The sequence below is a fragment of the Xanthomonas sp. DAR33341 genome (assembly GCF_003992815.1).
In the GTDB taxonomy this organism is placed as follows: Bacteria; Pseudomonadota; Gammaproteobacteria; order Xanthomonadales; family Xanthomonadaceae; genus Xanthomonas; species Xanthomonas cissicola.
The window spans coordinates 115,375-129,281 of the sequence record NZ_QEYV01000026.1 but is presented as its reverse complement, the minus strand read 5'-3'; the positions used below and the strand labels follow the sequence as shown (position 1 = coordinate 129,281).

The following is a 13,907-nucleotide window of genomic DNA, read 5'->3' as shown; positions in this document are numbered from 1 at the left end:
CATGTTGCATCTCATCACCCTCACCTATCGGGTCGCCCCGCCGGCATTGGCCGCACATCTGGACGCCCACAAGCAATGGCTGCGGAAGCATATCGACACTGGGCTGTTCCTCGCGGCCGGCCCATTGGCCGATGGTCTTGGCGGCATCGTGCTGGCAAACAGCACCGATGCCTCGGCACTGGATCGGGTCGTGGCGCAAGACCCGTTCGTGCTGCATCAGTTGGTGGATGTCGGCGTACGCCGTTTCGAGCCCGCGCTGCGTGCCAAAGGATTTTTGCCTGGTTGAAAGAGACGATGCCGATGGGATGCGACCCCACGCCCAGGGCCTGCGTCGTAGCGACACAGGCGTCGTTGTCAAACGCGACCTGCAGGCATGTCGACGCGTGCAGGCTAGGGCGCGGCGCCACTTGCCGCAAACCACGCGGCGTACGGGGTGTTCTTGACCAGATGCCGGTTGAAATCCTTGGCACCATCGCTCCACCACACCGTGCCGCGCTCACCCAAGGCGACCTTGGCTGCATCGACCGCGCGGCGCGCGGCCAGCAGGCGCTGTGCGTCGTCGTCGCGCTTGGCGGCCTTGACCGCGCGTCGCGCATCCATGAGTGCGCTGACCAACGCGGCACGCACCTCTTCGCTCAGGTGCGGGTTGCTGGTGCGCCACAGGCGCGCTCGCACGATGAGGTAACGGCCGTCGGGCGTCTTGAGGGGCGTGGTCGCGGCAGTCATCGCGCGCTCAAGACCAGGCGCGCGGTTGCCGCATCGCGGCGCTCACTCCACGCGTTCGAAGCGAGCGCGGGCAACACCGTCCACCTCGACCTGCTCGACGAACATCGCATACGGGCGCACCCACAACCCGATATCGCTCTCCAGTGGCCGATACAGCACCAGCGGCTCCAGGGTTTCGCTGCTGCGCACCACCCCGAGCACCTCATAGCGGCCGCCTTTGAAATGACGGTAATCGCCCAGTGCGATGGAAGGTAACGGCGGCAGAGTGTCCATGGCGGTAGCAACGCGATCGAAAGGCCCCGGAGTTTAGGACCGCAGGCAAGGTGTGGCGAGCCGTCTTGCGTTGAAGCTGGCCGCCGGCGTAACGGCTGACGTCCACAGGCATCGCATTGTCGGCCGGCCGGGTCCACCGTGTCGCTGGCCGCCGGCCTTGAAAGACGCGGACCGGCGGCAAATCCAGCGGCGGCCGTGGCACCTCGTGCCGTCGACAGCATCGGATGCCTGTCCTGCGCCATCAGGTCGCGCAGCAATCGCGTGCCCACCGTAGAACCAAGCTCAGGCGTCCTCTTCGTCCTCGTCTTCCTCATCCAGCTCGTCCTCGATGCTGTCGTCGTCGTCGATCTCGCTGTCCTGCGCAGGCCCGTCCTGCAGCAGGTCTTCGTTCTTGCCCGGTGCCTTGACGCCGTTGGGTGGCGTCGGGTCGTCGATACCCCGGTTGGCGTTCTGGTTGTTGCTCATGGTCAGCTCCCGCGGCAGAAGACCGCCTGCCCACCCTCCTCCCGGCGGTGTGATGCGCACGTGTGCCGCACGCAAAAAACGCGGCGGCCATCGCAGTATCTGAACCATTCGGGCTTGGGGCCGGATGACGCCGCGCCGGTTTGCATCTGCCCATCGCCTCTCCCCGTAGACAGCAAGACGCCTACCGAGGAAACACCATGCCGAGCTTGATCAGCGATCTGGAAGACCTGCTCGCCTCCTGGAAGGCCGAGGCACGCACCTTCGACGCCTGCGACATGCCGGCCTCCGCACTGGCCTTTCGCGATTGCCATCGTCGCCTGTCCGCGTTGCTGGACGCGCATGCACGCCAATCGGCCTCGCCGACGGCCGCGCTGGCTGGGCGCGAACAACACAGCTCAGTGACCGAGCTGCAGCCGCGCGCCATCGCGCCGATGGGTCCCTAGTTTGTCGATCAGCGTGTCGCTGGCCTGATTCACGCCAGCCACCTCGACCTCGGCGCCGTGCGCGCGCAGTTTGAGCACCACCCGATCCAGCGCTGCCACTGCACTGATGTCCCAATGCCGGCGAGCGCATCGCCACGCACGTTGCCGAGCCACTGCTGGCGCAGCGGGAAACTTCTGGACATTGAACTCCTCCGTGCGCCGGCAACCACACGGCGCATTACATGCACGTCAAACACCTGGACCTTCGCAGCACCTGCGAGCGCGTGAGGCCTTAGGTCAGGGTGGCGTCATGTGTTCAAGGAGATCGTTCTTGACGAGTGGCGATACTAATGCGCTCAGGCCAGCCCGGACAACCCGAGGGCGCGCTTGTGTATCCGCATCGAACATCAGACAACGGTCAACGATGCGCACGCGTGTGCGCAGCCATTGCTGACAGCGGGCGGCTCAGTCGTCGCTCACAACACGTTCGCCCATCAGTTCGCGCTCGCGCTTTCCAGTTCTCCGGCGTAGCGCTTGCGTACGAATCCCTCCGACAGCACGCCCAGTACCTTGCGATCGCTGTCGATCACGGCCAACTCGTCGGCCTGTGTCGTATCGAAGACCTTCATGATCGCCACGATGTCGGCGTCGGCCAGCAGCACCGCATCGTGGTGCTTGGCATAGTCGCCGACCGGCACGTCCGGCTGCACATTGTCGGCGTACAGCACGGCCAGCGGCACCACGCCGGCATCGTGTCCGTCTGCATCGTCCCGCACCATGCGTTGCGTGGAACCCAACGGGAACCGCCGCCGGAAATTCGGCCATGCTGATGTCGCGCGGTGTGGTTGGCATCCTTGGCATCATCTTGCCAGCCGACAGATTGCGCACCCAGCCCACATCGTGCGCACTGCGGATGTTTTCGCCGCGCAGATGCAGCCGCCAGGTGGAGAACGAATAACCCAACACCTGCCGCACGACGGTATTGGCCACCAACACCGCCACCATTACCGCACTGGAGGCACTTCGCCGGGCCGCAAGGTCAACACACGCACGCCAGTACGCGTCACCGCCACGGTATGCTCGAACTGCGCCGACAATTTGCCATCGCGCGTATGCACCGGCCACTGATCCGGTTGCGAGCGGATCGCCGCACGGCCCTGGTTGATCATCGGCTCGATGGTGAACACCATGCCTTCCTGCAATGCCAACCCGGTGCCCGCGTGGCCGTAGTGCAGAATCTGCGGGTCTTCATGCATCTCACGGCCGATGCCGTGCCCGCAGTATTCCTTGACCACGCTGTAGCCGTGCGCGTGCGCGTGCCGCGCAATGGCATGGCCGATATCGCCCAAGCGCGCGCCCGGGCGCACCGCTGCAATCCCTTTCCACATCGCCTGATACGTGGCCTGCACCAGCCGACGCGCTGGGTAAGCGACCTCGCCCACCAGGTACGTAGTACTGGAATCGGCGATATAGCCATTCTTTTCCAGCGTAATGTCCACGTTGACGATCTGCCCGCTCCGCAACACGTCATCGGCCGATGGCACGCCATGGCACACCACATCGTCGATGGATGCGTTGAGTACGAATTCGAAACCGTACTGCCCCTTGCTCGCAGGCCGTGCGTCGAGCTCATCGACAATCATGCGCTCGACAAACTCGTTGAGTTCCAGCGTGCTGCGACCTTCCAGCGGCAAGCGATCCAGCGCATTGAATACCTGCGCTAGGAGCTGACCAGACACCGCCATCAGCGCGATCTCGTCGGGCGACTTGATCACGCCCGGCCCGGTTTCAAGGCTTGCGGTCGCACGCCCGCCGCGCGCAACTGTTCGGCCACGATCTGCTGAAACGTCGTATCAGGATGCATTTCGCACAGCATGCCGACCTTGATCCAGAAATTGGCCTGCGCATTGATCGAGCGGCTACTCACCGTGCACGCACGGCGCAGTTGGTCGTGCAGGTCGTCGTCGATATTGACGATGCCCATGGTGGCTCCTGTTTGATTCGATATACGGATCGTATATGAAACATATATTTGCGCGCAATCGCTTCGGAGCGGGGCGCGCCGTCGAGGGCAATGCCTGTACCTTGTCCTCGTAGGTCAGGGCTTGGCTGTTGTAGCTCAACTGCCGGTTGGCATCATCGAAGCCACTTGCACCTGTGCTGGCTGCCGGTAGCGCCTGACTACTGAAACCGCCGGTCTGGCCGACAATCTGGCCAAGCGAGTTGTAGCAATAGCCGATATTGCCAGTAGAAGCTTGGCCTGCCTTTTGCCAAGCCAGTCCGGTCAGCTGGTCGGCATTGTCACAGGTATGACCAACTGCGACCCCGTTGGGTAGCGTCGTCAGACTCAGACGATCGACATCATCATAGTCAAACAGCACGTTTTCCGTGCCCTGGGCGATCCGTCGCGGGAGATCAGCGGTGTCGTAGGTGTATTAGCCCCTCGGCTGGCCGCCGCCAACATTCCCTTGCGACGCCCTACAAGGGCGTACACGTAAGTGACATTGCCTTGAGGGGTGGACGCAGCAATGACTGCGTCATAATCGTCGTAGTCCCAACTCAACGCACCTGCCGCTGCAGTATCGACCAACTTGCGCAGGCGATTTCCTGCATCGTAGGTTGCGGTGATGGTGTTGCCATCTTGATAGGTCGTTGTCGTTGCACGCCCTAACTCGTCGTAAACGAAGCTGACCACCTTTTTCATGCGATCGATGTGGGTCTTGACCCGATCGGAGAGAGCGTAGATCCATGACTCGACCAAACCTGTCGCATCGGTACGCGTTGGTCGTCACCGAAGGGAGCAGGTTCACTTCCAGCAACTGCTCATCATCAAGATGCGCACAACACCCGATTGCCGCATGGATGCTTATGGTGGGCCCACCATCTACCGAATAAGGTCCGGATACTCCCGTAGAATAAAGGCCCAAGGCAATTCTGCGAGCCATGTTACCGCCATAGTTACCGCCATTGATTCGAGGTGGAGTTCGTTGTCAGGCTACCAGGAGACCTTCCACATCCCGCCGCCCTTACACCTGGCGCAGTGAAGAAAGGACTTCCAACCATCTCGACCCTCGTATCTCTCAACACCCTTCCAGGCTTTGTCGGCCGCATGAGCAGACTCCCAGCGATTGTGCCCGCAATCACCGCGTCGCTGCATGATGTCGTAATTTGGCGTGGAGGAAACTTTCTTGTAAAAGATTGTAGCTCCCGGTTCAATCTCCTCTCTCCCGCTACCGACATCCGCGCCACTTTCATCTGAATCTTCGGACGAAACGTCCTCACTTGGGTAGTTTCCTCCCTGAGCGCCGGAACGTGAGTAGAGCAGCTGAACTTCGGCGTTTTCGGCGCGTGTCGTTTCAACAGAGATTGCGATCTCAAGTTCAACTATTTTACGCTTTGCCTGGTCGAGATCATCAGCCAAGCTATTGGCAATTTCATAGACCTCTTCGATCTTGCCGGCACTGCCCTGCAAGTCCGCTAATTTTTTCCTCGCCTGTGCTCTAAAAGTTCGGCTTACTTCCTCAGGCTCAGAGATTGATAGCGCAGAAGCCGCCATAACCCGCTGCCGCAGCATTTCTCGAAAGCGGTCCTCTGCATTCGCGCTTGCGGGAACATCTAGAATCCTTTCAGGCGTCCACACCGTGCTTACCAGCTGATCAAGGGATGTACCAATATTCGGCCAATAGATCCGGATAGCTCCATCGAAGCATGCCCCTCGCTTACCAAGCCGGTTAGAGATTTCCCACCCTGCGTCGGCGTCTATCGACGCAACGTAGCCGAGTCCTACAAGGTCGGACGCCAATTTCCTGTCAAGCCCATCCCATATGAATTCTTCCTCAAACTCAGAGATGAGGATCAGCGGGAATCTTCGCTGACCGGAAAGAACTATCCGGCAAACTTCTTCGCCTCCTTCGTTACCCAAGAATGCTTGGGGTCGTCCCGAGGGAAGCGCAGCCCCGTCGATCTCCCAATCCCTATGCTCACGTATGACGTCTCGAAGAACTGCAGGGCAACGCGCACTAGTGGGCCTGGGTGCGATCTTAGTGCCCACACTACTTGCGGAAACAGACGCATAGACCGCTACTCGATCAGCTGTCCCTACGAGGCATACACGAGTTAAAAACTCCTGTGCCACGTTAGCTCTCTCGCGCAGGATTACTTCCTCGGCGTAATGCCCGTCCACCTCCACTATTTCGCGCGTGTAGGTTCCTCCACCTCCAGGGGTTTCAGAAGTAAAGGCTCCTGAATTCTGAGAGGCATCTGCCACGCCCTTTGATACGAGCCATCTATCAATGCTCGCATTAACTGAACTCATGCGGACCTGACGAAGGTTATTGCTGAGCCCTTTCTTCTCTAACAGATATGCAGAAATGGTCTGCATTGTGTCCCCCCGCTAACTGACTGTGAGAAGCCATCCTACAGCTTGGAAGTAGAGACGAATCACCCAAGGCAGTCCTTATAGCCGCGCTAGCGGATGCGTCTGCTTGCTCACTACCTCCGCCGAGTAGCCCACCTGGGCGCGCGCAATCGTCGCCCCGCCACGCCTGCACGCTTCGTATGGTGCTTTTGCTGCACCACCTGCAATGCACGCAGACGCAACCGCAGCAACGCTATGGGTGGCACTCCAGGGGTGACGATATCCCTGCGAATCCCTGCACCGGCTAGGTGTGCGGAACGCTAGACCCAGCCAGCAAATGGATGCCAGGTTGGCGGCAGCCTGGCAGACCTAAGAACCACCGTCCAAGCGCGTTCAACAAGAAAAATCCTCTCTACTTACTGAGTTTGACCAACGCTATGGATGGCGGATCAGTATCACCATTGCGGTAACGCTTGCTCTAGCCCAACCAGGCGGGCTGAGCTGTGGTGAGGTGCCCTGCTGCCTTGTGCCGTGGGCCATATCCACCGGCCGGTACCTTCATGTCGCCTGAGCCGTATCTCCGACATGCAGTTTTAGCTGGTAACAGAGGTAACGCCGGTAACTGGCAGGCCGAATTCCTTTGATATCAAAGATCTACGCTCACAGCCTTCGCCCGGCCGCCTGGTAACAATCCGTAACATGGGTAACGGTGTTTCAGGAGCGGAGGTCTTCCTAGCGCATGCTCAGCCACCTGCCTTACAGGCATGCCGCCTATTGCCATAGAATCCCTCAGACCAAAGGAATCAGCTGCGATCTGCGGCGCACCCGTCCACGATGGAAATCACCATGAACGATGAGGCAGCAATCCCCGTCACCGTCGCGAGCGACTCCCACCTGGGGGAATTTTTTGTCCTCCGCCCAAGCTTTCGGGGCAATGGTCAGAGCGCTGGCTTGAAGATTGCCAACGAAGAGCTGCTTCTGCCCCCTGGCATGAACACCATGGATCCACCCAATGGTGATCCAAGCCAGTATCCGGTGAGGCCACACCTAGTGCAGGTGCCGGGACAGCAAGAGATGCCGCGTGATTTCGAGAAGCTGGCGGGCATCTGGATCGTTTCGGAAGCATTGAAGCAGGTGTTCGACGCCATCGATTCGGAAGGCTTCGCCTTTGCGGCTTGCGACTTCACCCTTGCCGACGGCACGCAGGGTCCTCAGTACTACCTCTGCAGTGTGACGCGTTGGCTTGATGCGCTTGATGAGAGTGAATCGCGGGTTCAGATCGAGATCGAACACGATTACGAGACAGGGGAAGACCTCAACTTCTACAGCGTCTCCGGCGGTGCAAGCCTTGTATTTAAGCGCGAAGTCGTTGGTAACGCCCACATCTTCCGTCAATCACGCCTAGGAACCGAGGCCATTTGTGACCGCGTTCTGTTCGATGCCTTGAGCGCAGCCCAACTTAGCGGCCCTTCGCTGCGAGACGCCGCAGACCTCTGACGCGTCAAACCCTCGATACGGATTTCTGAGCGGGAGTTGCACCGATGGCTGATACACCGGCTTTCCAAGGGCACCATGTCATTGAGCAAGCGGCTTTCAGTGAAAGCCGCTTGCTGCAGTCGCTTTCAAGAAGTGGCCTGTTCGAGCTGCATGGTCCACGCAACATCCTCAATCTTCCTGCGGACCAAGCACTGGCCGCGAGGATGGGTTTGTCGCCTCACCCCGGTGGACCGCTTGGGGCGTACTCAGAGGAACTTGCGAATCGGCTTGAAAGATTGGAACTGTCCCCCGACGGGCAAGCAACGCTGCGCGGCGATCAAGCCGCAGCACAGCGCATCGCGGCTAGAGTCAACGGCCTGACCGACACACTCAAGGTGGGCTTGGTCAATGGCGACCTTGTAAGTAACACACCGCAGGGCATGACCCCACAGCAAGCGAACGCAAAGATCCGGGCCTTTCATGGCGATCTCGCGGCTTACCAACAAAGTCATGCTGGGCAGATTGCCGATGTGGGGAAGATGGCCGCAGCAGAGGCGCGCTGGGCCGGCGTGACGCGGTCTGAAGGCAATGTCCAACTTGCGTTGGACGCGATCGATCAGCCGGGAACATCCACCCTCAGTGATAGATGGGGCGGCCGGCAATCACTGGGCGAAGCAGTTGCTGAAGCGAACCAAGCCGGGCGCCTGCCAATCACACAACCGATGGAGGCGCGTCTGCGCCTCACCTTTCCTCAAGAAATGCCACCGATCCTGGCACGGCCACCGACTGCGCCCCGGATGCCCGGCGTCCCAGGTGAAGGCAGCATCGTGGCCGGCGAAGGGCTTGCTGCCGCAGAAACGGCTGGAGCGCGCGGGCTTTCTGGTGCTCGCGTCGCGGGTGCCGCCGGCGTGGCGCTGATGGCTTACGACTTCACCGTAACCGGCCACCGCGTAGTCCAGCTACATACGCAAGGCAACGACACCGGGGCCGCGTCAGCAGCCACGCACTTTGTTGGACGCAATGCTGGCGGTATCGCTGGTGGCTTCCTGCTTGGTGCGGGCTACGGCGCTGCCACCGGCGCCTGGACCGGTCCAGGCGCACTCGCGACCGGCCTGGTCGGCGGAGTAGCCGGCGCCTACCTTGGCGAACGCTGGGCCGAGAAGCAGGACGTCGACCGGATCTATACACAGCCAGACCGCAGCGGCAATGAGTGGACCCGCAACCCAGAGGATCCACAAGGCACTTGGACGCGAACGGTGAGCGCTCCACTACCAAGCGGTGGCTACCAGGAAACACGCCTGGTTGCGGCTGGCCGCCTCGCCGATGAACTCAACTATCGAGCGGCTAACGACTCCTATTCGCTCGGACTGGCAAATTCGCCAAAGCCACAGGATCCGTATCGCCTGGATGCCAAGAACGAAACGCATCCGCCGCGCGAACCGTTTGAAACGGGCCGCGACTATGTGCGCGATGCGCAGACGGGCGGGTGGCAGCTTGAAATCAGGGAAAACATTGACGGCAAGATACCAATCACGCGTAACGCGCCGGTCAGTGCGGAGCGTGCGAGTGGCTTGGAGCAGCAGTCGCAGACGATCATTGCGCAGAACGCCGCCAACACGCCGGAAGCAACAGCGGCCCGCTACCAGATCGCCTACAACCAGTTCGGCTGGAATGAGTTCGCCAATCGCGAACCGGTGCCCCAGGCCATCACGAACGCGCGCACGCAGCCGCAGCCCTTACAGGCTTCTGACGGCAACTCCTATACTCGCGACGCCAGCGGCGAATGGACCACGCCCGGCATGCTCTATGGCACCAATGCAGCTACCGGCAACACGCGCGAGGAATTGAACCGCACGTGGCAGAGCCAACAGGCCGGTCTTCAAGACATGGCGTCGATGGCGGAGGTCGCACGCAGCAATCCCACACCGACACAGAGCGACTTGCACAGCCAGGTGGCCGGGATGTACGCGCGCGCCGGCATTACACGCACCGATGCGCAGATCGATGCGGCAACGGCAGCAGTTGCCCAAGACCATGCGCGCGACACGGGCAAGCAGATGCCCTTCTTCCTGCAGCTGCAGAAAGATGGCTCAATCGCCACGGTGGTTGGCCAGAACGACGACCGCATGGAGATCAGGGCGACCACGACGGCAGCAGAGATACTGCAGGCAGAACGGCAGCAAGCCATACCTGCCAATGCCACCTCGCCCAATCCCCCTGCGCAGTCGCCTCAGACGCAACAGCCTGCAGCACCGCCCACGCAAGCCCCTGTGCCCAGCGGGCCGTCGTCGCAGACAACACCGGGACGCTCCTCTGCGCTGAATGACGACCACGTGCAAGGGCGTGCAGCGTCCACGGACACGACCACAGCACAGGTCAACGCGCCGGGAATGCAGATGGGTGCGCGTTCTGTTGAATCGCAAGATCCTCGTGAAGACGAGCAGCCATCTGTGAATCGTCAGAGCGCCGCCGGTCCGAAGCCGCAAGATGCTGCATTGGTGGAGCAGCTACGCTCTTCCATCGCCAAGCTTGATGAAAGCGCCAACAAACCGTGGGATGAGCGCAGCGATCGCATGGTTGCGAGCGCCTACAAAATGGCCGTGGAGGCGGGATTCAAGCCCGGCGACAAGGTCGATGTCGCACTGAACGTACCGACCGACAAGCTTCCGGGCGGGGTGACGATGTTCGTGATGCGCTCTGGACCGGGCGCGTCCCCGGATCCGTATGCCAACCGCGCGCACATGCCAACCAGCGAGGCACTTGCGGCGGCTCCGGAACACCAATACCTGGCTGCGAGTCAGACGCGCGATACGCAGGAACAGACACGATTGCAGGAGCTAGCGCAAACACGCGACCAGACCCAGAATGACCCGAGCAGGACAGGCCCGAGAATGTCATAGCAGGGTTGATTTTCTGATTGGAAAGAATGCGAGGCTACGGCGATGACGGTAATCACCCGCCATCTGAGTGGCTGCACCACGCTTAACGCTTGGAGAAATAATGGCAAAGAAATCCGACGCAAAACGAAAAGCGAAGCTCAAGGAACGACGCAAAAATGCTGAAGCGTCAGAAGCCCGCATCATGGCGGCGCCAGATGTGCCGTACGAGTACAAGGGACCGACCGGTGATGAGCCTGAAACAATCGCTGCACTCACTTCAGACGACGGTGATCACATTGCGTACATCGAAGGTTATAGCGACGACGGCTGGGAGTTCGTGGTCGACTATCAGACGGCAGCCAGATCAAGTGATGAGCTTGCAATGCTCAAGTTGTTCTTGGATGAGTCGACAAATTATGTGTCCTATGTCAACGTAGCCATGACCTTTTCGCCTTGGTTAATTGAAAAAATAGAAGCGCGATGTCAGGCAGAGAGCATCCAATGGAATGACTTCCTGCGCTCGCTCCTGCCTATTGAGAAGCAGCATATGCAGCTTCCGCAACAGCGCACGCTGTAGCAGCGCCTGCACGGCCCCTTGCTCAGTCAGCAAGGGACGGTGCAACACATCATGCGATCTTCGACATCGCCATTTCTTGCCGCAGGTGCGAACGCCTTGCTGGACTTCTCGCAAGCTCCATGTCCACGCCACCAAGTTCTAGCGCGGGAACACCGATGATGCCTTTGGCAGAGTCTTCGGCGGCCTGCATGTGCGCATCAAGATTGGCACCCAGTTGATGCAAGAACATTGAGCGCAATTCGTCATCAGAGAGCCGCGACCTAGCCAGCACCCGCGCATTCTCGGCGCGCCTGAAGAGCACGAAAGCAGTAGCGATTGCGTCGCCTGATTGCGCCATCATTAACGAGAAGGCCTCACCGGATGCAAGCCTCACGACAGCATCGTGTAGGTCGATACTTTTTTCGGCAAGCTCAGCAACCTCAATTTCCACCACCGCGAGCAACGATTGGATCTCTTGCTGCATCAACACGTATTCCTCTACCAGCGTCAACGCGGAGCGTTCGGCTGCGCGCAGCTTCTGAACGTCACGCGTCAGTACGCCATCGGCGTCTCGCAATAGAGCGCTCCATTGCTGCCGCGCAGCTGTCGCCTCAGCCTCAGCTGCATCGCGAGCGCGTGCCATTGTTGCGGCACGTTCCTTCATCGCGCTTTTCCTGCTCAATCCATCACGCAGGGCTTGCGATGCATCCTCAAACTTCATACGCGCTTGCTCCAATCTACTGAGGATTGGCAATGCCTCGCCGGCGTTGGTGGCTGGGTCTCCGGATGCTACCTGATTGCTATTCATACAATGATTCCTGTTGGTTTGAGGGTTGGCAACCACACTCGATGAGACGTCGTAGCTACCAGCGGTGATGACACGCACTGCACGCAGCTCACAGCGAGCCGTCATGCACCTTGCGCGAGTCGAAGATGTACAGGCGCACCGCGCCCATGCCGGGCACGCGGATGACCTGTGAGGGTTTGCCATCGGCTGCCGGCTTGATCCACCCAGCGGCGATCAGCTCACGCGCGGCTTGGCGCGCGTCATGGCCGGCGCACAATTCGCGGCGAAACGCTTCGGGCAGCACCATGTACTCGGTGACGCCCACTTCATCGAAGCGCCGGAAGCCGGCGCGCTCCCGCACGGGAAGACCGTCCGCTGCGCGGAATCGCTCGAGGCGGCTCTCGCCATGTGCTTCAAAGAACGCGCGGATCCGCGACATCAAAGCGTCAGTGTCAGCGCTGCCCGAGCCACCACGCCGCTGCAGCCATGCTTGGAAGCAAGTCGCCACACCTTTGGTTGCTTCGCCCTTCTGCCAGCCAGTGAGCTGGTGCCGGCAGGTACTGGCTAGCTCGCCGGCAAAGGCGACGATAGCGAAGCGCTCTGCCACGCGGCGTACCTCGCCCGAGGCGTTGTCCGACACGTGCGTTGCCAGGAAGCGGTCTGTTGCCTCGCGCAGCTGCGCGGTGAGCTTGGGGCTGTCCAGCCGCGTTAGGTATTCCATCCACAGCGGCCACGCCGAGCCGTAGGAGCGCGCCGCCGCGTCCTTGAGCAGGGCCGATAGCGCAGCGCCGTCGCCGGCGTCGTGGAGCCGCTCAAAGACGCCGTGGCCGGCCTCGGCCTCGGCCGGCACGTCCGCCAGGCGCACGGCCTGCCCGGCCCTGGCTTGCTTGCCAGCCTCGGCCATGTGTTGGGCCAAGCCCACCTCACCCGCCGACAGGATCATGATGCGCCAGCGCGCCGCCGCGCGTGCGTCACCTGCGCGGTTCGCGCGACTCTTGCCGTTACCGTTGGCGAGCAGATACGCCGCATCGCCGGCCTGCTTAGGATCGATCTGCGCCAGCTCATCCAGGATCAACGTGGCATCGTTGTGCAGCACCGCCACGCCCTCTAGTCCGTTGGCGGTGCTGCGCCATTCGCGGGCGTACTCAGGTGGGCCGACCACGCTAGCCGCTACGCGAAGCGCGGTAGTCTTGCCGCTGCTGCTGCCCCCGACGATATGGAAGCCACCACCCGTCGCGCCAGTGAAGCGCAGCAGCGGGCCGGCAAACATGGTCGCCACCGCCAGCACCAGCCGCGAATTACCGGCGCAGCGTGCTGCCACATCACGTTTCCAATCGTTCAGCGAGCCCACCGCCGCGTAGTGGTGCTGCAAGCCGCCGCTGTGCTGGTAGACCAGCAACTCCTCGCCGGCACCGTAGCTCTCACCACTAGGCAGCACATAGCTGCTGTCGTGCCAGCCCGGCACGGCCACGTTGCGGGCACGTGCGTCGATGCGCTCTTGGATGATGTAGGCAAGCAGCCGCTGCATCGTGCTGCGGTGCGCGGACATCTCCACACCACCGGCTGCTAGCTGGCGGACGAACTCGCGCGGGTCGCCCACCAGCATTTCGGCTGGCGCGGCCCATTGGTGGCGATGACCATCGGCATCGGTCCAACTCAGCAGCCGGCCCCATTCCTCACTTTGGCTATTGCGGGTCTTGGCCTCGACTTTCAGCGGCGAGCAGATGAATTGCGGCTCAGCCTGCTCGCCGTCCTCGTTGACGCCGACGTAGAACACGCCGGCATCGCTCAGGCGGTAGTGCGGCTTAGCTCCGGCAGCGCTATCGGCGCGTGCCTTGCTGGTCCCACTGCCCTTGCGCACGGCCGCCTCGATCGAACTGCGCACGGCCTTTTTGCCCACAGCTTTGGCAGCATCGTTGAAGTCTACGGATTTGATGGTGTTGCTCATGCACGAGGCTCCATTGCC

General features: G+C 61.1%; 14 protein-coding genes and 2 pseudogenes. 5 read left to right on the top strand and 11 right to left on the bottom strand.

Features of this window, described 5'->3' with window-relative positions; translation table 11 throughout:
* The first annotated feature begins 1 nt into the window (after window position 1).
* Window positions 2–286 (top strand): YciI family protein, encoded by a 285-nt coding sequence (locus EO156_RS11885; protein WP_003489298.1) that lies wholly within the window; start codon window positions 2–4, stop codon window positions 284–286.
* 104 nt (window positions 287–390) lie between these two features.
* On the opposite strand, the gene EO156_RS11880 is transcribed toward EO156_RS11885, so the two are convergent.
* From EO156_RS11880 to EO156_RS11870, 3 genes are all read right to left on the bottom strand, one after another.
* Window positions 391–726, bottom strand: coding sequence for a hypothetical protein (locus tag EO156_RS11880; protein ID WP_016849869.1), 336 nt, complete (start codon window positions 724–726; stop codon window positions 391–393).
* A 42-nt stretch (window positions 727–768) separates the two neighbouring features.
* A complete protein-coding gene (locus EO156_RS11875) occupies window positions 769–999 on the bottom strand; it encodes a DUF1653 domain-containing protein (RefSeq protein WP_016849868.1) in 231 nt (76 codons plus the stop codon).
* Window positions 1,000–1,281: 282 nt separating this feature from the next.
* Window positions 1,282–1,464, bottom strand: a complete 183-nt coding sequence (locus EO156_RS11870) for a hypothetical protein (protein ID WP_016849867.1) — start codon at window positions 1,462–1,464, stop codon at window positions 1,282–1,284.
* Window positions 1,465–1,661: 197 nt separating this feature from the next.
* Between EO156_RS11870 and EO156_RS11865 the strand changes: the two genes are divergently transcribed.
* The gene (locus tag EO156_RS11865; protein WP_003489305.1) at window positions 1,662–1,907 is read left to right on the top strand and encodes a hypothetical protein; all 246 of its coding nucleotides are present in this window, start codon (window positions 1,662–1,664) and stop codon (window positions 1,905–1,907) included.
* Here EO156_RS11865 and EO156_RS11860 read toward each other — a convergent pair.
* From EO156_RS11860 to EO156_RS11825, 6 genes and pseudogenes are all read right to left on the bottom strand, one after another.
* Window positions 1,860–2,021, bottom strand: a pseudogene (locus EO156_RS11860) (anti-anti-sigma factor); the annotation flags it as partial. The gene EO156_RS11865 and the pseudogene EO156_RS11860 sit on opposite strands and share 48 nt — an antisense overlap.
* 330 nt (window positions 2,022–2,351) lie before the next feature.
* A pseudogene (locus EO156_RS24375) lies at window positions 2,352–2,903 on the bottom strand (chloride channel protein); the annotation flags it as partial.
* A complete protein-coding gene (gene map, locus EO156_RS11845) occupies window positions 2,891–3,661 on the bottom strand; it encodes a type I methionyl aminopeptidase (RefSeq protein WP_011052519.1) in 771 nt (256 codons plus the stop codon). The gene map and the pseudogene EO156_RS24375, both read right to left, overlap by 13 nt.
* Window positions 3,658–3,870, bottom strand: coding sequence for a ParD-like family protein (locus tag EO156_RS11840; RefSeq protein ID WP_014091192.1), 213 nt, complete (start codon window positions 3,868–3,870; stop codon window positions 3,658–3,660). The genes map and EO156_RS11840 overlap by 4 nt, the downstream gene beginning before the upstream one ends.
* Window positions 3,871–4,233: 363 nt before the next feature.
* Window positions 4,234–4,590, bottom strand: a complete 357-nt coding sequence (locus EO156_RS11830; RefSeq protein WP_124632102.1) for an RHS repeat domain-containing protein — start codon at window positions 4,588–4,590, stop codon at window positions 4,234–4,236.
* A gap of 291 nt (window positions 4,591–4,881) precedes the next feature.
* Complete coding sequence (locus tag EO156_RS11825) at window positions 4,882–6,267, bottom strand: hypothetical protein (protein ID WP_124632103.1); 1,386 nt, start codon at window positions 6,265–6,267, stop codon at window positions 4,882–4,884.
* 810 nt (window positions 6,268–7,077) lie between these two features.
* On the opposite strand from EO156_RS11825, the gene EO156_RS11820 reads away from it, so the two are divergent.
* The 3 genes from EO156_RS11820 (at window position 7,078) to EO156_RS11800 (ending at window position 11,175) form a co-directional block, all read left to right on the top strand.
* Window positions 7,078–7,740, top strand: coding sequence for a DUF1629 domain-containing protein (locus EO156_RS11820; RefSeq protein ID WP_016849863.1), 663 nt, complete (start codon window positions 7,078–7,080; stop codon window positions 7,738–7,740).
* Between the two features lie 44 nt (window positions 7,741–7,784).
* The gene (locus EO156_RS11805) at window positions 7,785–10,619 is read left to right on the top strand and encodes an XVIPCD domain-containing protein (protein ID WP_155270884.1); all 2,835 of its coding nucleotides are present in this window, start codon (window positions 7,785–7,787) and stop codon (window positions 10,617–10,619) included.
* A 100-nt stretch (window positions 10,620–10,719) separates the two neighbouring features.
* Window positions 10,720–11,175 (top strand): hypothetical protein, encoded by a 456-nt coding sequence (locus EO156_RS11800; protein WP_016849860.1) that lies wholly within the window; start codon window positions 10,720–10,722, stop codon window positions 11,173–11,175.
* 49 nt (window positions 11,176–11,224) lie between these two features.
* Here EO156_RS11800 and EO156_RS11795 read toward each other — a convergent pair whose 3' ends face one another.
* On the bottom strand, window positions 11,225–11,962 hold the full coding sequence (locus tag EO156_RS11795; RefSeq protein WP_026006982.1) for a hypothetical protein: 738 nt from the start codon (window positions 11,960–11,962) through the stop codon (window positions 11,225–11,227).
* Window positions 11,963–12,050: 88 nt separating this feature from the next.
* Entirely contained in the window at window positions 12,051–13,889 is a 1,839-nt protein-coding gene (locus EO156_RS11790) for a DUF927 domain-containing protein (protein ID WP_033482971.1), read from the bottom strand.
* Window positions 13,890–13,907: the final 18 nt, after the last annotated feature.